Below are 23,107 nucleotides of genomic sequence, written 5' to 3'. Positions count from 1 at the left end.
GTCAGAAGCCCGCAAGGAAGCGGGCGTATTGGATCATCATTCGAACGGAAGGTCTGATCTTGCCTTCGTTCAGCGGCGTGTTGTCGTTCTTGGACGGCTTGGAATTGACTTCGAGCAGCCATACTTTGCCGCTTGTATCGAGCGCAAGGTCAATGCCAAGCTCCCCGAAGTGGGCGGGAATATGGGTGTCGATGCCCTTGGCGATTTGAAGCGCCGCATTGCGGAGCCGCCCGGTGGTGTCCAGCCGGTTGATGTTGCTGTTCATATTGCACTTGGACACGGCTGCGGTTACCGTGCTGAGCGTACCACCCCGCGCGAGATTGGACACAAAATGCTGATTGCCCGCTGTACGGGCGACGATGGAGGTGATCATCCATTTGCCGGTGGCGTTCTTCTGGACGAGCGCACGGAAGTCGACCGGCCTCTTCTGGATTTCAATCAGATGCAAGCCCTGCTGGATCTGATAGCGGACTGATTTCATTTTGGAAGAGATCGAGGCGTACAGCCTTGTCAGATTGGGATACACCTGCTTGCGCGAGCCTGCGGGGGTGGCATGCAGCGCTTGGTAACTTTCGCCCTCCAGATGGGAGATGCGAATGATGCCTTTGCCCAGACTGCCTCGTACCGGCTTGAGAAACACATTGCTGTATTTGCCGCACATGCTCCGGAGTGTGGCATAGCTGCGCAGCGGATGCGACTCCGGCAAGTACCGGACGAGCGATTCGTCCTTCTGAAGCGCTTCGAACACCTCGGTCTTATCCAGAAACTTTTCGTTGAAGAAGACAGTGGAATGATAGAGCTTGGTTTCTTTCATAAACCGCTGCACCTCATAGCTGTTCTCCAGCTTTCGCGTCGTCAGGCGATTGTTCACAATATCGGGCGCGGGGAACCGGCTCTGCTTCCACCCGCCTGAATAGGTCCAGCCTTCGACTGCATCGGCGCTCTTTCCGATGTGGCTGGGCGTAAAGAAGTAGACGTACGCCCCTTGCGCCGTGCACGCTTCCACCAGCTCTCGGCAGAACATCGTTATGGTGCCGAACGGCTTATCCGGCGTCTGGGGGAAGTCGCGGCTTACCAGTACGCCGATGAGCGGACCAAGTGACAGCATGCCGGTAGCCGTCTTGTAATGCATACGCAGATGGATGCGTGCGGGTGAGTCTGGCGGCCAGCCCATTTTGGCTGCGAGCGACTGGCTGATGCGCATGCCGTCGAGCTTCGCTGCCGGTATAACTTTCAAGTGCCGGCGGAAAGCGCCGAACTTGAGCTCTACATGCTGTCCTCTAGGGATCTTCCAATGCTTGATGTAGCCTTCGCCAAGCACGATGGTATCTTCGGGCAGCTGATTTGCAGCGATGACTTGTATGGCGACTTTCGTTCTTAGCATTTCTAATCTCCTTCCAAGCCAGAAGGTCATGCGATGAGGGATATGGAGGCCTGTAGGTGTTTTACACGAATTAATTCATCATATGAGTTCGCCTACCGGATGGTGAATGCGTGTTCGGAGCGAAGCACTTTCCGCAGTCATAGAGTCGGAATTCGGATCATAGAATAGAAGTACAAAGGACAAGACTATTGTTGTCCGCATCGGGGTGAATAAGGAGGAGAGTATGGAGCGTAAACGAAAATTGCCGGGTAAAGGCCGTCATGTATTCTATCTGATCGCTGCTTCGGGCATGCTTTTTTATGCGTTGACCCAAATGGGACAAAGCGCGGGAGGCGGTACTGCCCATTTGTTCTGGTATGTATGGCTCGCCTTTACGGCGGTCATCATAGCAGCCAATGTGAATATGCTGCTCATGAGCGAAGGGAAGCGCAAGGAGATGGCCCGCATCAAGCGGGCGAAGGCGCAGCGGTGGGAGCGCGCCCTGGAGAAGCGGATATCGAAGCGGGCAGAGACTGTGCAGCGCACTAGAGGCAGAGGATAAGGGAGAGGCGCGAGGCCCGCCCCTATTGTCTCTAGGCGGAATAAGCTTAACAATAAAGGCCCCTGACAGGGGCCTTTTTGGTGTGCGGCAATAGATGCTGGTATTATTCCAAATCTTTGAACTGAACCAATTGCTTGACTAGTTTATAGACGGCTTCTTGTTCTTTGACGCTTAGACCCGACAGCTGGCTTGCGATCTTGTCAGCATACCGCACAGCCTCGTCGTTTTCTTCGGTTGGCGGCTCCGCATGGATGTTCACAATCGTCTCCAGCGGCGTATGCAGCGCGGCGGCAATTCTGCTCAGAACGTCGATCGTCGGGTTTTTGTCACCACGCTCGACTTGTCCCATATAAGAAGCGTTGATATCCGCGCGCAGCGCCAATTGCTCCTGACTAAGCCCTTTGGCTCTGCGCAATGCGCGTATGTTCTCGCCGACCAAACGTCCGATGTCGCTCATAAAGTCACCTCAGCCTAACGATAAAAGGTTAAACGCAGCGTCTCAACGTTATATAGGATGTATATTAAATCATTACTATAGTCATTGACTCGGGGGTGGATGATTTATTATAATTAACATAAATATGACAAATGTGTTAGAATGGTGGGATAATAGTTGAAGGAGCAGGGTGAAGAAGGGATGATGGTAGAGGAATTTGAATTTTATAGAAAGGTCCGGGCTTTTTATTGCAATGTGTCGTTCTCGCTGTCCTTCACCTATCGCTTCTCGCACAGGCTTAACAAGTCCGCGACAGCAAAGGGGACTTTCAGTTGCGGAGTGAATGCGCACACGCAAACGGTCGAATACTTGATGCAATTGAAATCGGAACCGATAGAAAGGCCCTATAGCGAAAGCGGTTCGTTCCTGTTTTCCAGTATTTATGAGGCCATTCCGGAACAGGTTATCGATTATATGAATTATCCGATTCATAAGCTTCGCTACCGTGTGCCGATCGATTATGACTGGCAGCAATTTATAGTAGACGGAGCAGAGAGCGCCATTAACGCGAACAGCATGAACGTATTGCTTAAGAAATGGAAGCTGCTTGGGGCGAGCGGCCAGCCGGTCGACGCCCATCTGAAGGTGAAGAAGGTAGAGTTGCAATGGTAGATTAAGCTGCCAAGCTCAGGACAAGCGTTCCGGATTTCCGATTCTTGTTTCCATGTCCTATAATGGAGCTAACGAGGAGGGAACGAACGTGAGTACGATCCATGAGCCAGGCAATGATACGACGACCAAGCATGAGCTAATTCTTCAACATATACAGGGACTTAAGATCGGCACGAAAATATCGGTTAGAGCCATTGCAAAAGAGCTGAGCGTGAGCGAAGGCACCGTATACAAGGCATTCAAGGAAGCGGAAGCGTCCGGCCTCGTCAGCACGAAGGAGAGAATCGGCACCGTGCGAATCGACCGCAAGCGGCGTGACGCGCTGGACCAACTAACGTTCGGCGAGGTTGCGCAAATTGTGGAAGGCCGGTTGTTCGGAGGCGGCGAAGGGCTGGACAAGACGCTACACAAATTCGTCATTGGCGCGATGGAGCTGGAAGCGATGCTTCGGTATATCGACCAAGGCAGTCTGCTTATCGTAGGAAACCGCGTGAACGTCCACCGCAGGGCGCTGGAGCAGGGCGCAGGCGTACTGATTACAGGAGGGTTCGAGCCTAGCGAAGAGGTGATTGCGCTAGCGGACGAGCTCTCTTTGCCGATTCTGTCATCCAGACACGATACGTATACCGTTGCTTCTATGATCAACAGGGCGATGTATGACAGGCTTATCAAGCGGAAGATTATGCTGATCGAGGATATCGTCACATTCAGCCGTCCAGCGGATGTGCTTCGCACCGGAGCTACTGTAACGGACTATAATAGGCTGTCCAAGGAAACAGGGTATTCGCGTTTTCCAGTCGTTGATGATCGGGGCAGGGTAATCGGGATGATGACGGCGAAGGATGCGGTAGGCTCCAAGGAAGATATTGCGGTGGACAAGGTTATGACCAGGCAGCCTATTACGGCAGCGCCCAATATTACGGTCACATCCGCAGCACATACGATGGCGGCTGAGGGCATTGATCTGCTGCCGATCGTCGATCGGCATCGCAAGCTGCTGGGCGTCGTAACGCGGCAAGAGGTGCTGGATGCAATGCGATTCGCGGGCAAGCAGCCGGAATCAGGACAGACGTTCGAGGATTTGATGTGGGCAGGCTTCATTCAGACGGAGGAGAGCAGCCAGGACGATGCGGGGATCAGCTACAAAGGGGCTATTACGCCGCAAATGTCAGGCGCGCTCGGTATGGCCTCAGAGGGGCTCTTAACGACACTTATGGCGCAAGCCGCCAGAAGAATGATCCGTGATACCGGCAAGCGGGATTTCCTGCTGGAGAGCATGACATCCTATTATGTCAGACCCGTGCAAATCGATAGTGAGATTACGATAAAGCCGCGGCCGCTTGAGCTAAGCCGCAAATTCTCCAAGCTTGAGATCGAGGTGCTGGACCGGCAGGGACTCGCCGCGAAGGCGATGCTGACGGCCCAGATGATCGATCCGTATTAACGCTGTGTCTGCTCGCTTGCAGCCATGGAACGATAGACGCTTAAGTTGCGGATGCCCGCGAACAGGTTGAACAGGCCGATGACGATAAAGATCGCGCCGATCACGATGCGAAGCGTAGATTCGGCGGACAGGAATAGCTGGACAGCGGCGATAAATAGCAGCATGCCGCCCATGCTTATGTTCATTCTTGCGGCTTGTATGCCCCTTGTTCTGGGATCCGTGGCGCGCCGTGACTTGAAACTGAATACGGTCGAAAGCGCCAGCGTAATCAGGATGCCCGGGAAGAGCAGCCATTGCAGCAATTGATCCATGTTACCTATACAGCTCCTTTAATTCAAAAAATAGAGGCCGGCGCCGCTATCGGCGTTCACGGCTGTCAATCGTTTTCTATTGTATCAGATTGTGTGTGTGTTTGCTTCAAGTGCGTGTTCAAAAAGTCCGGTTTTCAGCACATCAGCTTATGCTTCCGATGATGCGTTTTTTCAAAACGCTGCAGAAGATGGGATGAAGCTGGGAAATGAGGAGCGGAGCGTAGTGGAAGCTTTTGTGAGCACCGAAAGTTCGGCTGAATGCTATATTCGATGTCGAATAGGTTTCATGATCCCCTTCGTGATCAAAAGCGGACTTTTTGAACAACCTCCTCAAGAAGCGGGAGCTTTGGCATGGGGCAGAGCAATCATCCAGATCTGAAGTACATTGTCTGCAAGCAGCACCGTCTGCAGCTCAACCACATAATCTTTTCCGTTAATGTCCTCATAGACCTTCCTCTCCAGAATCTTGCGGGCGAATTTGGCGTCGGAGTCGACCTCATAGATGCTTTGGCCCAGGAAGATCGAGAGGTCCTCCTTTACGCGCTTGATCAGCTCCGCTTCCGTCACTTTGTCCAGATGCGTACGCTTGCCATTGTTTTCGGCGAGCCTCAACTGAATGCTCTTAATGACCGTATGCTGGTTTTTGTATTGATTTAACCCCCGAATATCTTGCTCGTATTGCTCCAGCTTGGCTTCCAGTTCATTCTTTGTATGATACATAGCTTCAAACTGCGCAACAAACAGGGAGTTAAGCGTGACAGCTCCGGCCAGCATGCCCAGCAGGAACACGCCTATTAGCTGCATGCCTCTTATATATCGTTCGAACGGAGGCAGTCTCATCGACTATACCGTTCCTTTGCATATTAATCGAACCAGCTCGGTGGCCATGTGCGCACCCAGAAAGGCGAACAGAATGAAGCAGATTTGCTGCGCCACCGGCGACAGCTGGCCCAATGAGATATTGCTTTCAATGACTCTGACGGGATCGATCGATCCGCCTATCGCGGCTACGATGGCCCATATTTTCAGCCGGAGTGCGGTGTCGAGCATAACGGTGGCAGGAGGCATCAGCATAAAGACAGAGCCGACGCCCGCCAGCGTGGCTCCTCCGATGACGACGCCAAAGGCGATAAAAAAATCCATACCCGCTTTTGATAAAAAATAGCTCATGCCCATTGCCTCCAATTCGTAATCCCAGCGCTTTATACCATTCTATGGGCGTGTCCAACCCGATTATGATAAAATAGCGATAACTTTAAAATGAGAACAGAGGTTTGCTAGGAAAGGTGGTCATACCATGGGCGTAAGTGCCGGACAAGAAAAGGCATTTGTACATCTGCATGCGCATAGCGAATATAGCCTCCTTGACGGCGCCGCCCGCATACGGGACTTGGCATCCCGTGCTGCCGAGCTGGGCATGCGCGCGCTTGCCTTGACGGATCACGGCGTGATGTACGGGGCGATTCCGTTCTATCGCGCTTGCCGTGCGAACGGGATCAAGCCGATTATCGGCTGCGAGCTGTATTTGACAGCGGGATCGCGATTCGAGAAGGGGGCGCGCAAGGATAATCCGACCTATCATCTTATCGTGTTGGCGAAGGATGAGACGGGCTACCGCAATTTGATGAAGCTCAGCTCTATCGCCCATCTGGAGGGTTTCCATTATAAGCCGAGAGTGGACATGGAGACGCTGGCTAAGCATGCTGAGGGCTTGGTCTGCCTCAGCTCCTGCTTGATGGGAGAGGTCTCCCAGCATTTGCTCTACGACCGCATGGATGAGGCGAGGGAAGCCGCGCTTCGCTACCGGACGATCTTTGGAGACGACTTCTACCTGGAGCTTCAGGATCACGGGATGCTGGAGCAGAAGAAGGTGGCGACGGCCATGATCGAACTTGCCCGGGAGACGGGGATCAAGCTGGTTGCGTCCAATGACGTGCATTATTTGCGGCCGGAAGATGCCAGCGTGCAGGATGTGCTCATTTGTATCGGCACGGGCAAGACCGTCGAGGATGGGGACCGCATGCGCATGTCGACGGACCAGCTATATATGAAGAGCGGCGAAGAGATGGCGGCTTTATTCCGCCATGTGCCGGAGGCGATCGCCCATACGGTAGAAATTGCGGACAAATGCAATCTGGAGCTGACATTCGGCAGGGCAGCTCTGCCCGTATTCCGACCTGTTCCCGCCGGAGCGTCCTCTGCTCAATATTTGGCGGAGCTATGCGGGAGCGGTCTTGTGTCGCGATATGCGGGTTTGCCGGAGTGGACGGACGGCTCGGATTTCCGAGTGAAGGCTGAAGAGCGGCTGGCTTATGAGTTGTCCGTTATCGAGAATATGGGATTCAGCGATTACTTCCTGATCGTATGGGACTTCATTCGCTTCGCCCATGAACGCGGCATACGCACCGGTCCTGGCCGGGGTTCCTCCGCAGGAAGTCTCGTCGCTTACGCGCTGCGAATAACCGATGTCGATCCGCTGAAATACAAGCTCCTGTTCGAGCGCTTCCTGAACCCGGAGCGGATATCGATGCCGGATATCGATATCGACTTCAACGACGAGCGCCGCGACGAAGTTATTGCCTATGTATCCGCCAAGTACGGCGAGGAGCATGTGGCGCAAATTATTACGTTCGGCACCATGGCCGCGAAGGCTGCGGTCAGAGATGTGGGCAGAGCGCTGAACGTGCCGTTCCAAGAGGTGGACCGGGCCGCGAAGCTGATCCCGAATCAGCTTGGCATTACACTGGAGGAGGCGCTGTGCCAGAGCGAGGAGCTGCGAGCCGCCTGCGAACGGCAGCCGAAGACAGATGCGCTGCTGAAGATGGCGATCAAGGTAGAGGGGATGCCCCGTCATGCCTCGACTCACGCCGCAGGCGTCATTATCTCGAAGGAGCCGCTGACGGATTACGTTCCGCTGCAGGGCGGGAGCGAATCGATTCCGCTGACCCAATATTCCATGGAGCATCTGGAGGCGATCGGCCTGCTCAAGATGGACTTCCTGGGCCTAAGAACGCTGTCTATTCTGGAACGAACGCTTGCCTGGGTGAAGGAGCTGTTCCGGAAGGAAATTGATTTCCGCACGATAGACGATTCTGACCCAGATACCTATACGATGCTTGGACGAGGCGATACGACAGGCATCTTCCAGCTGGAGTCGACTGGCGTGCGGCGAGTACTGCGGGAGATGAAGCCGTCAGCCTTTGAAGACATCATCTCGGTGGTGGCCTTGTATCGTCCGGGTCCGATGGAATTTATACCCAAGTATATCGGGGGCAAGCATGGTGTGCTGGATGTCACTTATCCTCACCCGAAACTTGAGTCTATCCTGAAGGATACGTACGGAATCATCGTCTACCAGGAGCAAATCATGCAGATTGCTTCTCTGATGGCGGGCTTCTCGCTCGGTGAAGCCGACTTGCTGCGCCGTGCGGTATCCAAGAAGAAGCGCGAGGTGCTCGATGAGGAGCGCACCCACTTCGTGAAGGGCAGCCTGGGGCAAGGTTACAGTGAAGAGGAGGCCAACCGGGTCTATGACATGATCGTCCGCTTCGCCGATTACGGCTTCCCGCGCGCGCATGCCGCGGCATATGGCGTGCTTGCATTCCAGACCGCCTGGCTTAAGGCGCATTATCCTGTCCCCTTTATGGCCTCCATGATGGCATCGGTTACGGGCAATATGCGCAAGACGGCAGAATACGCCGATGAATGCCGCCGGATGGGGATCGAGGTGCTGCCGCCGGATTTGAACGAAAGCAGCGTGTCGTTCACCCCTGTGGAATCTGCGGTACGATTCGGGCTTGCTTCCATTAAGAACGTCGGCACTCAAGCGATAGATGCTGTGCTGCGGGAGCGGGAGAACGGACCGTTCGTCAGCCTGCTCGATCTGTGCAAGCGGGTCGATCTGCGCGTCGTGAACAAGCGCGTACTGGAATCGCTGATCCAGGCCGGCGCGCTGGATTCCTTGCCGGGCCACCGCGCCCAGCTGCTTGCTTCGCTGGAGGAGACGGTGGAGACGGCGGTGAAGTGGCGCAAGGAGAAGGAAGAGCTGCAGATTGAGATGTTCGGCTTCGAGGAGGTGCAGAATTGGGATGTAGAGCTGCCGGACATCAGGCCGTTCACGACTTCCCAAAAGCTGGACTTCGAGCGCGAATTGCTAGGCATGTATTTGTCGGGCCATCCGCTGGAATCCGTAGCAGAACGGCTTGATCAGCTGGAGCTTGACCGTCTGGTGGACTTGAACGATGCGGCGGACGGGACGATTGCTGTAGTCGGCGTCATGGTTGCGGGCCTCAAGCCTTTCACCAATAAGAAAGGCAATGCGATGGGGTTTATGGATGTAGAGGATCGCATCATGCGAGTGGAAGCTGTCGTATTCCCGGCCGTATGGAAGCGGGTAGGCGCCAAGCTTGCCAAAGACGGGCTCGTCATTGTACAAGCGAAGGTCCAGCATGAGGACGAGGATTTCAAGCTGTTGGTCGATGATGTCGTTCCGATCGAGGGAACCGATGACTATATGGCGGCCCAGGTCAGACGACTGCGTAACGCAGCGCGCACTCGGTCGGCCAGAATGGACAGCAGTCGTCCGGCATCGGCTGGCGGGACTCAGCAGCAAGCAGCCGAATCGAAATCCCGGACTGCTGCCAGCGTAGACTCCTCTTCCCGCGGGGCATCTGGTAGAATGTCTTCAACGGGGGAAGCGCCGCAGCGTCAAGCCTCCTCAGAGTCATCATTCCGTTCGAATGGAGACGGTGCTCGGCAGCAGCCTGCCGGGACGAGCGCTGCTGTCCGGCCTGCCGCCGGCGGCGAGATAAGGACGGGCAAGCGCCAGCTGCTCTACATCAAAATTACGGAGAGCAACGAGCGTGCGTATGTGCTGAACGCCCTGAAGGAATTGCTCTTGTCCCATCCGGGAACGATAGATTGCGCGTTGTTCTATGAACGGGAAGGCAAAGCGATCGCGCTCAGCGCAAGCCATCGCATAAAGCCGGGACCCAAGCTGCTGGGGGCGATCGAGGAGCTGCTGGGTACCGGTTCAGCTGTAATCAGATAAGCACTCAGGCGCTCTTCTTATCGGATTTTGTATTTCTATGCACATTATGGCTTGTCCACGCATATGCATAGAGATACAAGCAGGCCCCGAGAGGAAGGATGTCCGTGAACGCAATCGAAAAATGGCTGGAGACACGCGGCGTGACGGTTGAGGATATTGCAGAGATTGTATATACGCTGCAATCGCCGTATAATTCAGATCTACGCATAGAGGAGTGCCGGGAAAGCGTGCGAGCAGTGCTGGAGAAGAGAGAAGTGCAATATGTGCTATATACCGGCATAGCTCTGGATGAGCTGGCTGAGCGGAAGCTTCTGCCTGAGCCGCTGCAATCCATTATGGAGCGCGACGAATCGCTGTATGGCGTCGATGAGACGCTTGCCCTTGGCATTACGAACGTGTACGGCATGATCGGGCTTACGAGCTTCGGATATTTGGACAAAATGAAGCCAGGCATCATTCGCAAATTGAATGTCAAAGGCGAAAAAATCCATGTCTTTCTGGACGATTTGGTAGCCGGTCTGGCGGCTGCGGCATCTGCCCGCATCGCTCACGGCGATCCGAAAGCCATCCAATATCATTTGCCCGATTCGCCATAACTATGTTATCATTATGGCATCATATGGCCTTTTGGCGGGATTAGTTTGGTTTTACTAGACAGGACGGCGACAGTCGTGAACGTTCGACAGGTTAACTTTGCTAACGCGGGGTTATCAGGAGGTACCAAGATGTGGACGGTTATCTATATCGCACCAACAGCAAAAATGGCAGAAAACATCAAGAAGCGGCTCACGGAAGAAGGTTTTTTGATAAAGGTCCGGCCCGTCAATCTGTCTAAACAGCAATATGAGATATTAGTTCCGTCAGGCGAGCTTGAGGAAGTACAGGAAGTATTCAATTCCTTGTTCCGCTCTTGATGGCTAATTGTTCATTATTGCGCCTTGAGAGGTGTAACAGTGCAAATTAAGGACTTATTTTCGAAAAAAAAATATGCGACGATCCCTTCGGAGCGTCCCAAGCGTGATATTCCAGAAGGCTTGATGAATAAGTGCTCCAAGTGCGGCACGATTCAATATAGCAAAGAGCTGGAAAAAAACATGAAGGTTTGCTCCTCTTGCGGGCATCATTACCGGCTGAATGCTTGGGAGAGGATCGGCATGACGCTGGACGACGGCAAGCTGACGGAATACGATGCCGCTATGGAATCGGTCGATCCGTTGTCCTTCCCGGGTTATGCCAATAAGCTTGAACAGCAGAAAGCCAAGTCGAATCTTCGCGATTCCGTCATAACGGGCGAAGGCAAGATTGGCGGCTTTCCTGTGGTTGTTGCCGTGATGAGCTTCGACTTCTTTACAGGAAGCATGGGCTCAGTCGCTGGCGAGAAAATTACAAGAGCGATCGAAGCGGCTCATGAGAAGAAGCTGCCTCTTATCATTTTCTCGACATCGAGCGGCGCTCGTATGCAGGAGAGTATCTTGAGCCTGATGCAGATGGCCAAGACAAGCGCTGCGCTGGCGAAGTTCCAAGGGGCTGGCGGATTGTACATCTCCGTCTTCACTGACCCGACGACAGGCGGCGTATCCGCCAGCTTCGCGAGTCTTGGCGACTATAATTTGGCCGAGCCCGGCGCATTGATCGGTTTTGCGGGACGCATCGTCATCGAGCAGACGATCCGCCAGAAGCTTCCGGACAACTTCCAGACGGCCGAGTTCAACTTGCAGCACGGTCAGCTGGATAAAGTCGTGCACCGCAAGGATATGAAGGCGACGCTTACAAAGCTGCTGGACATGCATTGCGTGAAGGAGGAATCGTTCCATGCCGAATGAACTGCCCTTTGAGAAGCCAATTGTGGAAATGCGTCAAAAAATCAAAGAACTGAAAAGCTTGAGCGTCGGCAAAGGTATTGATTTCTCCGAAGAGATTCTTCGGCTGGAGGAACGCTGCAAGCAGCTGGAAGAAGAGCTCTACAGCGAACTGACGGCAGCGCAGAAGATGCATCTTGCGCGTCATCATCAACGTCCGACATCGCTGGATTTCATCGGCGAGGTCTTTACCGACTTTATGGAGCTGCACGGCGATCGGCTATTCGCCGACGACCTGGCGATCGTTGGCGGTCTGGCTAAGCTAAACGGGGTGCCGGTAACGGTCATCGGTCATCAGCGGGGCAAGGATACGCGCGAGAATATCGCCCGTTTCTTCGGCAGCCCCCATCCGGAAGGCTTCCGCAAAGCGCTGCGACTCATGCAGCAGGCGAACAAATTCAATCGCCCGATCATTACCTTTATCGATACCAAAGGCGCCTATCCGGGCAATACGGCAGAGGAACGCGGTCAATCGGAAGCGATTGCGCGCAACCTGCGTGAGATGGCCGGTTTCGGTGTGCCTATTATCTGCGTTGTCATCGGTGAAGGCGGAAGCGGCGGCGCCCTGGCGCTTGGCGTCGGCAACCGTGTATTGATGCTGGAGAACGCCATCTATTCGGCGATATCGCCGAACGGCGCGGCATCGATTCTTTGGAAGGATGCTTCGAGAGCCGACCAGGCAGCCGAAGCCATGAAGATTACTGCGAAGGATCTGCTGGAATTCGGCATTATTGAGCAGATTATCGAAGAGCCGCAAGGCGGTGCCCATCGCGATCTTGAATACCAGTCGGAGCGTATTAAGGAAGGGCTTTGGACTCATCTTCAAGAACTTCTCGCAATGAGCGCTGATGAGCTGATTGAGGATCGCTACAACAAGTTCCGTAAAATCGGATATTTCCAGATGGCCGAGCTTGAAGCGGCCGGGGAAGTCCGGGAGCCGTCCGCGGCTGCGGAGCAAGGGAACGAGCTGGGCGGACCAGCAGCCAGCCATTCCGCGGGACAGGAAGCTGCCCCAACCCTTAATTAACGTATACAATCGCTATTACGCGGGGGACAAGCCCGTGAAGGCGTGTATTTATATTCAATAATGACATTTCAGGCATTAAACGGAGGAAACATAACATGCGCAAAACTAAAATCGTCTGTACAATCGGACCTTCCAGCGAATCACTGGAAAACACAAAAAAACTGATCCAAGCCGGGATGAACGTAGCCCGTCTCAACTTCTCGCACGGTGACTTCGAGGAACATGGCAACCGGATCAAAAACGTAGGATTGGCTAATGCCGAGATGGGTACGTCGGTAGCAATCTTGCTGGATACGAAAGGTCCTGAGATTCGTCTGGGCAAGCTGAAGGAAGAGCCGATTGAGTTGGTGCAAGGCGATGCGATTACGCTGACTACGGAAGAAATTCTGGGCGACCGCACGCGTATTCCCGTAACATACAATAATCTTCCCAATGACATCTCCGTAGGTTCGACAGTTTTGATCGACGACGGTCTGATCGGTCTGACTGTTGAGTCCATCGAGGGTACAGAAATTCATTGCCGCATCGTGAACAACGGTCCGATCAAGAGCAAAAAAGGCGTGAACGTTCCAGGCGTTAAAATCTCGTTGCCGGGCATCACGGAAAAAGATGCGAACGATATCATCTTCGGTATCGAGCAAGGCGTCGACTTTATCGCAGCTTCCTTCGTGCGTAAAGCAAGCGACGTTCTGGAAATCCGCGAATTGCTGGAGAAGCACAACGCGAGCCATATCCAGATCATCTCCAAAATCGAGAACCAGGAAGGCGTAGACAACCTGGATGAGATTCTGGAAGTATCCGACGGTCTGATGGTTGCCCGTGGCGACCTTGGCGTTGAGATTCCGGCGGAAGAAGTGCCGCTGGTTCAAAAAATGATGATCAAGAAGTGTAACCGCGCAGGCAAGCCGGTTATTACAGCAACACAAATGCTGGATTCCATGCAGCGCAATCCTCGTCCGACTCGCGCAGAAGCGAGTGACGTAGCGAACGCGATCTTCGACGGCACGGATGCCATCATGCTCTCCGGCGAGACGGCTGCGGGCAAATATCCGGTTGAATCGGTTCAGACGATGTCCCGTATTGCAGAGCGCGCGGAGAACGCGCTTGAATATCGTGAGATCTTCACGAAGCAAGCGAACGCTCAGCAAACGTCCGTAACGGAAGCAATCAGCCAAGCGGTAGCAAACTCAGCTTTGGATCTGAATGCAAAAGCGATCATTACTTCAACGCAAAGCGGCTTTACAGCTCGCATGGTATCCAAATACCGTCCGAAAGCACCGATCATCGCGGTTACGACGGATGCGAAAGTAATGAAGCGTCTGGCATTGGGCTGGGGCGTAATCCCGGTTAAGGGAGCTGACGCGGACACTACTGACGAGATGTTCGACAATGCGGTCAAAGGGGCACTGGGCACAGGTTTGCTGGCACTGGGCGACACGGTTGTCATTACGGCAGGCGTACCGGTAGGATTTGCAGGCACAACCAACCTGATGAAAATCCACCACATTGGCGAGCTTTTGGCAAAAGGCCAAGGCATCGGCAGCCAGACGGTTACGGGCAAGCTGGTAGTAGCTCGCACGCCGCAAGAAGCGAATGAAAAAGTACAGCAAGGCGACATTCTGGTAGCTGTCTCGACAGACAAGGAATACATGCCTGCATTCGAGAAGGCGGGAGCGGTTATTACGGAGCAAGGCGGCATTACGAGCCATGCGGCAGTATGCGGTCTTAACCTGAGCGTTCCGGTCATTCTGGGTGTGACAGGTGCTACGGATACACTGAAAGACGGTATGGAAGTTACTGTATATGCGGAAACGGGCTTTATCTACTCCGGCCAATCCAAAGTACTGTAATTTAACTTTATAAATGGATAGAAAGCGATGGTGCGTTCACCGTCGCTTTTTATTCAACTATCGGACAACCTCTAATGCGGCCGCTTCTTTAATGACGGCTTCGTTAGAGGTTTTTTCAAACCGTAAGCTTAGGGCACGCCATAGTCGCAAACAATAGAACGGGGGATGAAAAGGTGGGGACGGAAGGCGCATGGACATTATATCCCATTCGGGTCAGATATCAGGAAACGGATCAGATGGGCGTAGTTTTTCACGGTAATTATGTAACCTGGTTCGAAGTTGGCCGTACGGAATGGATAAGGTCGGCCGGATACGACTATAAGACGATTGAAAGCAAAGGACTGCTGCTGCCGGTCGTTGATCTTCAGTGCACGTATGTTGCGCCGGCCAAATACGACGATCTTGTTGTCGTGTGCACTCGTATTGCCAGCAGCTCACCGCTGCGCGTGGAGTTTCAATCGCAGGTTCGCAGAGTGACGGAGGCGGACTTCAAGGCAGCTAAGGCAGCATATGGCGATGAGCTCCCGGGAGAATTGCTGGTTGAAGGCGGCACCAAGCATGTCTGGGTGAATGAACAGTGGCAGCCGGCAAGGCTAAGCCGGGTGCTTCCAGAGTTGTATGCGCTCATTAGCGGGAAGTAAGTGACAGGTTGGTGCAGGAGCTGTTGCGCAGTTGAGACCATATAAGTCGATCACATCGACTTACTACCGCTTGCTGGTCCGGAAATAATCATGTGCATGCTACAAGCGAAAGGTGGAATATGATGTATAGGTGGATATTAGCAGCGATAATAATAGTGCCCATCATTGAGATTTGGGGCATTCTCCGAATGGGCGATTGGATCGGCGGCTGGAATACATTCCTGCTTATTCTCGTACTAAGCGCTGCAGGCGCATTGGTCGCTCAGTTTGAAGGCCGGAAAGTATGGGTGGAGGCGCAGAGACAAATGCAATCTGGGCAAATCCCTGGCCGGGCAATGATAGACGGGATATGTGTGCTGCTGGGCGGGCTGTTGTTACTGCTTCCAGGATTTTTCAGCGATTTGTTTGGTATCATCATGCTCCTGCCGTTCACCAGACCCCTCTTCCGCAATATGATATTGCAGTGGCTGGAGAAACGAATGCGCAATGGAGGCTTTACGATCAGGCGTTTTTAATGTTTACATGAAGTTAACAAATCGATAATGTGCCAAAAATAGTCATCTATCATAATGGTATCGATAGCATATGCTTTGGCTTGCTATAGCAAGTTACATCGAAAGCGAGGAAATGGATTACCATGACGAAGCAGTTGTCCCCATACGTCAATCGGGATTTAAGCTGGATCGAATTCAATCGGAGAGTGCTCGAAGAAGCGCAGGACACGCGTAATCCATTGCTGGAGAGAGCGAAGTTTCTGTCTATCGTGTCCAGTAATCTAGATGAATTCATGAGCGTACGAGTGGCCGGTATTCAGGATCAGATGAGAGCGGGTTTGACGAAAATGGACTTTACGGGATATACGCCTGCAGGTCTATGGAAGCGGCTAATAAAACGCGCTACCAGTATGATGTTCGAACAATACCGCACCTATCGTGAAGTGACACGCTGCCTCGCCAAAGAAGGAATATGTATTCGATCGCTGGATGAGCTGAATGCGAATCAGCAGAAATCCGTATCCGATTACTTCCATGAAATCGTATTTCCGGTCCTTACGCCGATGGCCGTAGACCAGAGCAGACCGTTTCCTCTCGTACATACGAAGGAACTGTATTTGGCGGTACTGCTGAAGCGTGAAGGGGCAGAGGAAGAAGAAGAGCCGCTATTTGCCATTGTGCAGGTGCCATCGATTTTATCGAGATTCGTAGCTGTGCCAGGAAGAGTGAATAGCAAGAAACAAGAGTTTGTGCTGCTTGAAGAGTTGATAGAGCAATTTATTCATACGTTGTTCAACGGCTACGAGCCGTTTTCTGTCCATCCGTTCCGGCTGACCCGCAACGCAGATCTGACGCTGAACGAAGAAGGGGCGGAGGATTTGCTGGAAGAGATTGAGAAGGAGCTGCGCCGGCGCAGGTGGGGTATTCCTGTCCGTCTTGAAGTAGCGAAGGGCATGCATCCGTACGCACTGCAAACACTTAGGGAGGAGCTGGAGATTGAGGATAATCTGTTCGAGATCGAAGGACCTCTTGACCTCAGCTTTCTGTTGCGGTTTGCCGGGAGCTTGGCAGGCTATGATAACTTGCGATACGAGAAGCTGGAGCCGGTCTACCCTCGTGAATTCGATGAGTCGGATGATATGTTTGACGTGATACGGCAGCGGGATGTGCTGGTCTATCATCCGTACGAGTCGTTTGAGCCGGTCAATGATTTTGTGCTGCAGGCTGCTTATGATCCTGATGTTCTGGCTCTCAAAATGACGCTTTATCGCGTCAGCGGACAATCGGCGCTCGTGCAGGCGCTTGCGAAGGCAGCGGAATCAGGCAAGCAGGTTACGGTCGTGGTTGAGCTGAAAGCCCGGTTTGACGAGGAGCGCAATATCGCTTGGGCAAGACAGCTGGAGAAGGCAGGCTGTCATGTCGTCTATGGTCTTGTGGGACTGAAAACCCATGCCAAAATATTACTGGTCGTCAGGCGCGAGCAAGGGACGCTTCGCCGCTATGTGCATGTAGGTACAGGGAATTACAATGACAATACAGCAACGCTGTATACGGACATCGGCTTATTTACTTCGCATCCCGTCATTGGCGGAGACGCATCGGCCCTATTTAATGAGGTTACAGGCTATTCCTCTCCTTATAACTGGAAGGCATTCGGAGTGGCGCCTACCGATCTGAGAGAGAAGCTATTCCGGCTGATCGACCGGGAGAAGGCCAATGCGCTGGCCGGACGGAAAGCGCATATTATCGCCAAGATGAATTCATTATCCAATCAAGATATAATTGATAAATTGTATGAAGCGTCACAGGCCGGTGTGAAAATCGATTTGATCGTACGAGGTGTTTGCTGTTTGAGGCCGGGTGTGGCCGGGCGCAGCGAAAATATTAAAGTGATCAGCATAGTGGACCGTTATTTGGAGCATGCCAGAGTGATGTATTTCTACAATGACGGGGAAGAGGAAGTGTATCTCTCCAGTGCAGATTGGATGACGCGAAATCTCATGAAGCGGATCGAGTTGATGTGTCCCGTATTCGATTCTGAGCTGCGCGTCATCTTGATCAATATGCTGAAGCTGAACCTGGAGGATAACGTCAAGGCCAGGGAATTAAAGCCGAGCGGACTCTATGAGCCGGTTGTCAGCAAAAGCGACAAGCCATTCCGCAGCCAATTCGAAGCCAAGGTGATTCCGCTGTGGAAAGGTGAAGTTTAGCGGTGCATTCGGTAATGATCAAGTACAGGCGTGAGATGCCAGTGCTTCTTGAAATCGGAAGCCAGCTCTTCGACTTCCCGGCGCTCTACCGCCAGCGATCCGCGGGGATGAAGCGGCCGCAGGAGGAGCTGGGGCTCGGCTTGACGGATGGCGATCTTTCCGATCGCCTGTGTCTCGCTTCGATCTAACGCAGCGGCCAACTGAAGGATTAAGCCTAATTTGCATATTTGATCGATATCCTCATCTTGGATCAGCGTGCGATAAGGCGCGGTTTGGGTTTTGATGCGTCCTTTGCTTTTGAACGATGCGATTGCCGCTGTCATAATAATCTCTCGATGGGAGAGTCCATTCAAATGGGAATGGATTATTAGATAAAAGGAATGCCTCGCATAATCGTAATAGTCGATAGACGCTCCAATTCGATGGAGCTGCGAGGCGGCATCAAGGAGCAGTCTGGAGCGAGCGTCGCCTCCTGTGGGCATACGGCGATGCAGCTCATCGTATAGCTCCAGGGATAGACGGTTCACTTGCATCACATGCTGTCTTGGCGCTTCAGTATGCAGGGCGTTCAAGTTCTGCAAACTGTAGGCTAGCGGGTCATTCAGCTTAGGCTGTGCGGGAAAGCGTGTCGCATGGAACAGACCGTCCCGAAGGCCAGCTCCGCAAATTTGATAATGAGATGCTCTCACTAATCGGAACAATATCCGTAGCACGGCAACGCCTGGCACAATGACATCTGCCCTGTCTTTGGACAAGCCGGGCAGCTTGCGTCTGCGTTCCAGCGGCTGGCTTCTCATGGTCTGGAACAGCTCATCTACGCCTGCTCCTGAGAGTTCATAATTATGCGTCTGTTCGAATGCGTAATGATGCACGGCTTGGTGCACCTTGCCCAGCGCGCGAACCGTTCCTCCGACGCCAACGAGGGGAAGTCCCGGCGCTTCATGTATCCAGTCATGCTTTATTGCGGCGTCGGTCACTATGGCTTCAATCGCCTTCAGCGACTCGTCCGACAATTCTTCTTTGGCGTCGAAGGACTTGTTCAAGCTGACGCAGCCGAACGGAAAGGACACAGAATGGATCAGCTCCCGGTTCCGGAATAGCGACAGCTCTGTGCTTCCGCCTCCGATGTCAATCAGATAGCCGTCCGTCACGTTAAGCGAATTAATCATGCCGAGAAAGCCGAATGAAGCTTCCATCTCGCCGGTCAGCAGCTCGATGGTCAATGAGGTATCGGTCTTGATTCGCTCAAGGACGTAGTCCCGGTTGGTCGCGTTGCGGATAGCTGCTGTCGCAACGGCCCTAATATGTCCGATGCCATGATGCGAGCAGATGCGCATGAAGTGTCGGAGCGTCTCTACAAGCTCGGACACCGCTTCTTCGGTTAATGCGCCTTCTTCATCTATTTTTCCGCTTAGTCTGGCGGATCGTTTGCTGGCATCGACGACGCGGTTGGCACCGCCTGCTGTTCTCTCGTACACGACGAGCCTGACAGAGTTGGAGCCGATGTCGATGATGCCGATACGTTGTCCAGTCATGTTAAACCTCCGTTCCGGCATGGTAGCATGCCGTCTGTATTGGGGACATTCTATCATATCGTCCCGGTTTTTTTGAAGTATATTGGTGTTTGGATTGTGGAATAATGAGCTGTCGGGAACATTTGCGCGGCACGGCCGCGCATACTCTGCGTACATAACCGATTCAAATTATCAATGATGCCGATAAAGCAATTTTATGTCCTATTTTGTTGGCTTCATTGAAAAAATCATTTATGATTAAAGATAGTGCATCAATAACGTTACCATTCCTGGAATGAGAACTATATCGAGTATAAAGGAGAGAGAACGATGACAGCAACTAAAGGTCTGGAAGGAATCGTCGCAGCAGCGTCTTCCATCAGTTCGATCATTGATGGAGTCCTCACTTATCGCGGCATCGACATTGACGATCTTGCAGAAAACGCTTCCTTTGAAGAAGTAGCTTATCTGCTCTGGTACGGCAAACTCCCGAATCGTTCCGAACTTGACGGTCTGCAAAAGCAGCTTGACGAATATTCGGAAGTGCCTAGCGCAGTAATCGATCAAATTAAACTGTATCCGAAAGATACAAACTCCATGGCGGCTCTTCGTACGGCAGTATCCAGCCTAGCGCTGTATGACGCTTCGGCGAACGACATGACTGCAGAGGCTAACCAACTGAAAGCGATTAAATTGCAGGCGCAGCTGCCTACAGTTATCGCTGCTTTCTCGCGTATTCGCGAAGGCAAGGAACCGGTTGCTCCGAAGAAAGGCGTATCCATTGCTTACAACTTCCTGTATATGCTTACTGGCAAAGAACCGGCTGAAGTGGCAGTGAAGGCTTTGGATCAAGCGCTTGTCCTGCACGCCGACCACGAGCTGAATGCTTCCACGTTCGCCGCTCGCGTAACGGTAGCGACGCTTTCCGACATTTACTCCGGTGTAACTTCCGCAATCGGCGCTCTGAAAGGCCCTCTGCATGGCGGCGCGAACGAAGCCGTTATGGTTATGCTTGAAGAAATCGGCACGTTTGCGAACGTTGAAGGCTATATCGGCAATGCTCTTGCGAACAAGCAAAAAATTATGGGCTTCGGTCACCGCGTCTACAAAAACGGCGACCCGCGCGCCAAGCATTTGCAAAAAATGTCCCGCGAGTTGGGCAAGCTGACTGGCAACATGGAGCTGTACGAAATGTCAGTTAAAATCGAAGAGCTCGTAACCGGTCAAAAAGGTCTGAAGCCGAACGTTGACTTCTACTCCGCATCGGTATACACAGCACTGGAAATTCCGCGCGACCTGTTCACGCCAATCTTTGCAATTAGCCGTGTATCCGGCTGGTGCGCACATATCCTTGAGCAATACCAAGACAACCGTCTGATTCGCCCACGTGCGGACTACGTCGGCCCTGTCAATGCAAAATACATCCCGATCGAGCAACGTTAATCGATCATAGGCTTCCGCATATAGCGAGAGCAAGCGGCAAGCTTGTTCTCCTTCCCGTGCGGGCTGGTTATCGTCGCAGAAGATCGCTATACTTAAGGTTGATGCTTACGAAGTAAGTTTTGCTTCGGTCAGCTAAGCGCTGACTCTAAACACAAAACTTGGATCTATGCTTACGAAGTAAGTTTTGCTCCAATCAGCTAACTGCTGATTCCCATCACAAAACTTAGGTCGATGCTTACGAAGTAAGTTTTGCTCTAATCAGCTAATCGCTGATCCAAATCACAAAACTTAGGTCGATGCTTACGAAGTAAGTTTTGCTCTAATCAGCTAATCGCTGATCCAAATCACAAAACTTTTTAGGAGGAATTATTCATGGCTAAGTTCGAAAAATACGCTCTTCCAACTGAAGGCGAGCAAATTTCTATTGACAATGGCGTGCTTCAAGTGCCAAACAACCCGATCATCCCGTTCATCGAGGGCGACGGTACTGGACGCGACATCTGGCGCGCTTCGAAACGCGTTCTTGACGCTGCTGTAGAAAAAGCTTACAGCGGCTCCAAAAAAATCGCTTGGTACGAAGTTTTTGCCGGCGAAAAAGCATTCAACGAATACGGCGAGTGGCTGCCAGCTGATACACTGACAGCTATCCGTGAATACATCGTAGCAATCAAAGGTCCTCTGACTACGCCTATCGGCGGTGGCATCCGTTCCCTGAACGTTGCGCTTCGTCAAGAGCTTGACCTGTACACTTGCCTGCGTCCAGTTCGTTACTTCGATGGCGTACCTTCCCCGGTTAAACGCCCTGAGCTGGTTAACATGGTTATCTTCCGCGAGAACACTGAAGATATCTACGCTGGTATCGAGTACGCTGAAGGTTCCGCAGAAGTGAAAAAAGTAATCGCGTTCCTGCAAAATGAAATGGGCGCTAACAAAATCCGTTTCCCTGAAACTTCCGGTATCGGCATCAAGCCAGTATCTGCTGAAGGTTCGAAACGTCTGGCTCGCGCTGCGATCGAATATGCGATCAAGCACGGCAGAAAATCGGTTACACTGGTACACAAAGGCAACATCATGAAATTTACAGAAGGCGCGTTCAAAAACTGGGGCTACGAAGTGGCTGAGCAAGAATTCGCTGAGCAAACCTTCACTTGGGGCCAATACGATCGCATCAAAGACGCTGAAGGCGTTGACGCTGCGAACAAAGCACAAGCAGAAGCAGAAGCTGCTGGTAAACTGATCGTGAAGGACGCAATTGCGGACATCGCGCTTCAACAAGTATTGACTCGTCCAACTGACTTCGACGTAATCGCTACTTTGAACCTGAACGGCGACTACCTGTCCGACGCTCTGGCTGCACAAGTAGGCGGCATCGGTATCGCACCGGGCGCGAACATCAACTACCTGACTGGACATGCTATTTTCGAAGCAACTCACGGTACTGCACCTAAATACGCGGACAAAGACGTCGTGAACCCAGGTTCCGTAATTCTGTCCGGCGTTATGATGCTTGAGCACCTGGGCTGGCAAGAAGCGGCTGACCTGATCTATAAAGGCATGGAAACTTCCATCAACAACAAAACGGTAACTTATGACTTCGCACGCCTGATGGAAGGCGCAACAGAAGTAAAATGCTCGGCATTTGCTGACGAAATCATCAAAAACATGTAGTTTAGGTTTCCTATTCGCTGGCGGCTATAAAGCCGTCCGAGGGATCGCCTGATTGAATCTACTTTAACTCTCCCTTAGGGGAGCCAAGGCGATGCGCCTCTGAATTCCCGCTCGAAGCACGAGGGAGTACAGGGGCGCATAGGCATTGTGGGGCTTAAAAGAGCGCTGCAAGCCGATAAACTCGGCTTAGAGCGCGTGCAGCGAGCAGTTGGAGTGCTGTAAGCCGAGAAATTCGGCTTAGAGAGCGTACAGCGAGCAGTTAGAGTGCTGCAAGCCGATAAACTCGGCTTAGAGCGCGTGCAGCGAGCAGTTAGAGTGCTGTAAGCCGAGAAATTCGGCTTAGAGAGCGTGCAGCGAGCTGTTGTAGCGCTGCAAGCCGATAAACTCGGCTTAGAGAGCGTACAGCGAGCAGTTGGAGTGCTGTAAGCCGAGAAATTCGGCTTAGAGAGCGTGCAGCGAGCTGTTGTAGTGCTGCAAGCCGAAAAATTCGGCTTAGAGCGGCGCGCACCACTAAAACCTCGCTGGCGTACAGGATGTGCGGCGGTAGGCGTATCTTTTGATGC

19 protein-coding genes and 1 pseudogene are annotated in these 23,107 nt (G+C 52.7%); 14 read left to right on the top strand and 6 right to left on the bottom strand.

Going from position 1 to position 23,107, the window contains the following annotated elements:
* Position 1 precedes the first annotated feature (1 nt).
* On the bottom strand, positions 2-1,384 hold the full coding sequence (locus ACFVSO_RS18605) for a YheC/YheD family endospore coat-associated protein (protein ID WP_387476302.1): 1,383 nt from the start codon (positions 1,382-1,384) through the stop codon (positions 2-4).
* A gap of 223 nt (positions 1,385-1,607) precedes the next feature.
* Here ACFVSO_RS18605 and ACFVSO_RS18600 point away from each other — a divergent pair, with 223 nt between their 5' ends.
* On the top strand, positions 1,608-1,925 hold the full coding sequence (locus ACFVSO_RS18600) for a hypothetical protein (protein WP_387476300.1): 318 nt from the start codon (positions 1,608-1,610) through the stop codon (positions 1,923-1,925).
* Positions 1,926-2,028: 103 nt separating this feature from the next.
* Here the strand turns inward: ACFVSO_RS18600 and ACFVSO_RS18595 are convergent, their stop codons facing one another.
* Entirely contained in the window at positions 2,029-2,382 is a 354-nt protein-coding gene (locus ACFVSO_RS18595; RefSeq protein ID WP_387476298.1) for a helix-turn-helix domain-containing protein, read from the bottom strand.
* A gap of 156 nt (positions 2,383-2,538) precedes the next feature.
* Here ACFVSO_RS18595 and ACFVSO_RS18590 point away from each other — a divergent pair, with 156 nt between their 5' ends.
* Together ACFVSO_RS18590 and ACFVSO_RS18585 are read left to right on the top strand one after the other, a co-directional pair.
* Positions 2,539-3,033 (top strand): hypothetical protein, encoded by a 495-nt coding sequence (locus ACFVSO_RS18590; protein WP_387476296.1) that lies wholly within the window; start codon positions 2,539-2,541, stop codon positions 3,031-3,033.
* An 88-nt stretch (positions 3,034-3,121) separates the two neighbouring features.
* Complete coding sequence (locus ACFVSO_RS18585) at positions 3,122-4,477, top strand: DRTGG domain-containing protein (RefSeq protein WP_387476294.1); 1,356 nt, start codon at positions 3,122-3,124, stop codon at positions 4,475-4,477.
* Here ACFVSO_RS18585 and ACFVSO_RS18580 read toward each other — a convergent pair.
* The 3 genes from ACFVSO_RS18580 to ACFVSO_RS18570 form a co-directional block, all read right to left on the bottom strand.
* The gene (locus tag ACFVSO_RS18580) at positions 4,474-4,788 is read right to left on the bottom strand and encodes a YtpI family protein (RefSeq protein WP_387476292.1); all 315 of its coding nucleotides are present in this window, start codon (positions 4,786-4,788) and stop codon (positions 4,474-4,476) included. The two genes, ACFVSO_RS18585 and ACFVSO_RS18580, sit on opposite strands and share 4 nt — an antisense overlap.
* Before the next feature lie 330 nt (positions 4,789-5,118).
* Positions 5,119-5,628, bottom strand: coding sequence for a sporulation membrane protein YtrI (locus ACFVSO_RS18575; RefSeq protein ID WP_387476290.1), 510 nt, complete (start codon positions 5,626-5,628; stop codon positions 5,119-5,121).
* Between the two features lie 3 nt (positions 5,629-5,631).
* Positions 5,632-5,958, bottom strand: coding sequence for a YtrH family sporulation protein (locus ACFVSO_RS18570; RefSeq protein WP_387476288.1), 327 nt, complete (start codon positions 5,956-5,958; stop codon positions 5,632-5,634).
* Positions 5,959-6,085: 127 nt separating this feature from the next.
* On the opposite strand from ACFVSO_RS18570, the gene ACFVSO_RS18565 reads away from it, so the two are divergent.
* The 9 genes and pseudogenes from ACFVSO_RS18565 to ppk1 form a co-directional block, all read left to right on the top strand.
* Complete coding sequence (locus ACFVSO_RS18565) at positions 6,086-9,838, top strand: DNA polymerase III subunit alpha (RefSeq protein WP_387476286.1); 3,753 nt, start codon at positions 6,086-6,088, stop codon at positions 9,836-9,838.
* 98 nt (positions 9,839-9,936) lie between these two features.
* Positions 9,937-10,434, top strand: coding sequence for a phosphatidylglycerophosphatase A family protein (locus ACFVSO_RS18560; RefSeq protein WP_387476284.1), 498 nt, complete (start codon positions 9,937-9,939; stop codon positions 10,432-10,434).
* A gap of 129 nt (positions 10,435-10,563) precedes the next feature.
* Positions 10,564-10,752 (top strand): glutamate decarboxylase, encoded by a 189-nt coding sequence (locus tag ACFVSO_RS18555; protein ID WP_116042381.1) that lies wholly within the window; start codon positions 10,564-10,566, stop codon positions 10,750-10,752.
* Positions 10,753-10,791: 39 nt separating this feature from the next.
* Positions 10,792-11,661, top strand: coding sequence for an acetyl-CoA carboxylase, carboxyltransferase subunit beta (accD, locus tag ACFVSO_RS18550; protein ID WP_387476281.1), 870 nt, complete (start codon positions 10,792-10,794; stop codon positions 11,659-11,661).
* On the top strand, positions 11,651-12,724 hold the full coding sequence (locus ACFVSO_RS18545; RefSeq protein ID WP_387476279.1) for an acetyl-CoA carboxylase carboxyltransferase subunit alpha: 1,074 nt from the start codon (positions 11,651-11,653) through the stop codon (positions 12,722-12,724). The genes accD and ACFVSO_RS18545 overlap by 11 nt, the downstream gene beginning before the upstream one ends.
* Positions 12,725-12,819: 95 nt before the next feature.
* The gene (gene pyk, locus ACFVSO_RS18540; protein ID WP_387476277.1) at positions 12,820-14,574 is read left to right on the top strand and encodes a pyruvate kinase; all 1,755 of its coding nucleotides are present in this window, start codon (positions 12,820-12,822) and stop codon (positions 14,572-14,574) included.
* A 173-nt stretch (positions 14,575-14,747) separates the two neighbouring features.
* Positions 14,748-15,215, top strand: coding sequence for an acyl-CoA thioesterase (locus ACFVSO_RS18535; RefSeq protein ID WP_387476275.1), 468 nt, complete (start codon positions 14,748-14,750; stop codon positions 15,213-15,215).
* A 119-nt stretch (positions 15,216-15,334) separates the two neighbouring features.
* Positions 15,335-15,730, top strand: a complete 396-nt coding sequence (locus ACFVSO_RS18530) for an FxsA family protein (RefSeq protein WP_387476273.1) — start codon at positions 15,335-15,337, stop codon at positions 15,728-15,730.
* A 104-nt stretch (positions 15,731-15,834) separates the two neighbouring features.
* Positions 15,835-17,919: pseudogene (gene ppk1 / locus ACFVSO_RS18525) on the top strand (polyphosphate kinase 1); the annotation flags it as partial.
* Here the strand turns inward: ppk1 and ACFVSO_RS18520 are convergent.
* Complete coding sequence (locus ACFVSO_RS18520) at positions 17,916-19,454, bottom strand: Ppx/GppA phosphatase family protein (RefSeq protein WP_387476271.1); 1,539 nt, start codon at positions 19,452-19,454, stop codon at positions 17,916-17,918. The pseudogene ppk1 and the gene ACFVSO_RS18520 overlap by 4 nt on opposite strands.
* A 309-nt stretch (positions 19,455-19,763) precedes the next feature.
* Here ACFVSO_RS18520 and citZ point away from each other — a divergent pair, with 309 nt between their 5' ends.
* On the top strand, positions 19,764-20,876 hold the full coding sequence (citZ, locus tag ACFVSO_RS18515) for a citrate synthase (protein ID WP_387476270.1): 1,113 nt from the start codon (positions 19,764-19,766) through the stop codon (positions 20,874-20,876).
* A 372-nt stretch (positions 20,877-21,248) separates the two neighbouring features.
* Positions 21,249-22,544, top strand: a complete 1,296-nt coding sequence (icd, locus tag ACFVSO_RS18510) for an NADP-dependent isocitrate dehydrogenase (protein ID WP_387476268.1) — start codon at positions 21,249-21,251, stop codon at positions 22,542-22,544.
* Positions 22,545-23,107: the final 563 nt, after the last annotated feature.

Origin of the sequence: Paenibacillus sp. NPDC057967, from assembly GCF_042887015.1 — a bacterium.
Lineage (GTDB): Bacteria > Bacillota > Bacilli > Paenibacillales > Paenibacillaceae > Pristimantibacillus.
This window is presented reverse-complemented; position numbering and strand designations above follow the sequence as displayed.

Excerpts from the sequence above, each read along its gene's own strand:
- ACFVSO_RS18575 (WP_387476290.1), bottom strand. The coding sequence starts at position 5,628 with ATGAGACTGCCTCCGTTCGAACGATATATAAGAGGCATGCAGCTAATA.
- ACFVSO_RS18565 (WP_387476286.1), top strand. The coding sequence starts at position 6,086 with ATGGGCGTAAGTGCCGGACAAGAAAAGGCATTTGTACATCTGCATGCG.
- ACFVSO_RS18555 (WP_116042381.1), top strand. The coding sequence starts at position 10,564 with ATGTGGACGGTTATCTATATCGCACCAACAGCAAAAATGGCAGAAAAC.
- ACFVSO_RS18530 (WP_387476273.1), top strand. The coding sequence starts at position 15,335 with ATGATGTATAGGTGGATATTAGCAGCGATAATAATAGTGCCCATCATT.
- ACFVSO_RS18545 (WP_387476279.1), top strand. The coding sequence starts at position 11,651 with ATGCCGAATGAACTGCCCTTTGAGAAGCCAATTGTGGAAATGCGTCAA.
- ACFVSO_RS18595 (WP_387476298.1), bottom strand. The coding sequence starts at position 2,382 with ATGAGCGACATCGGACGTTTGGTCGGCGAGAACATACGCGCATTGCGC.
- ACFVSO_RS18605 (WP_387476302.1), bottom strand. The coding sequence starts at position 1,384 with ATGCTAAGAACGAAAGTCGCCATACAAGTCATCGCTGCAAATCAGCTG.
- ACFVSO_RS18560 (WP_387476284.1), top strand. The coding sequence starts at position 9,937 with ATGTCCGTGAACGCAATCGAAAAATGGCTGGAGACACGCGGCGTGACG.
- citZ (WP_387476270.1), top strand. The coding sequence starts at position 19,764 with ATGACAGCAACTAAAGGTCTGGAAGGAATCGTCGCAGCAGCGTCTTCC.
- ACFVSO_RS18570 (WP_387476288.1), bottom strand. The coding sequence starts at position 5,958 with ATGAGCTATTTTTTATCAAAAGCGGGTATGGATTTTTTTATCGCCTTT.
- pyk (WP_387476277.1), top strand. The coding sequence starts at position 12,820 with ATGCGCAAAACTAAAATCGTCTGTACAATCGGACCTTCCAGCGAATCA.
- ACFVSO_RS18600 (WP_387476300.1), top strand. The coding sequence starts at position 1,608 with ATGGAGCGTAAACGAAAATTGCCGGGTAAAGGCCGTCATGTATTCTAT.
- ACFVSO_RS18580 (WP_387476292.1), bottom strand. The coding sequence starts at position 4,788 with ATGGATCAATTGCTGCAATGGCTGCTCTTCCCGGGCATCCTGATTACG.
- ACFVSO_RS18520 (WP_387476271.1), bottom strand. The coding sequence starts at position 19,454 with ATGACTGGACAACGTATCGGCATCATCGACATCGGCTCCAACTCTGTC.
- icd (WP_387476268.1), top strand. The coding sequence starts at position 21,249 with ATGGCTAAGTTCGAAAAATACGCTCTTCCAACTGAAGGCGAGCAAATT.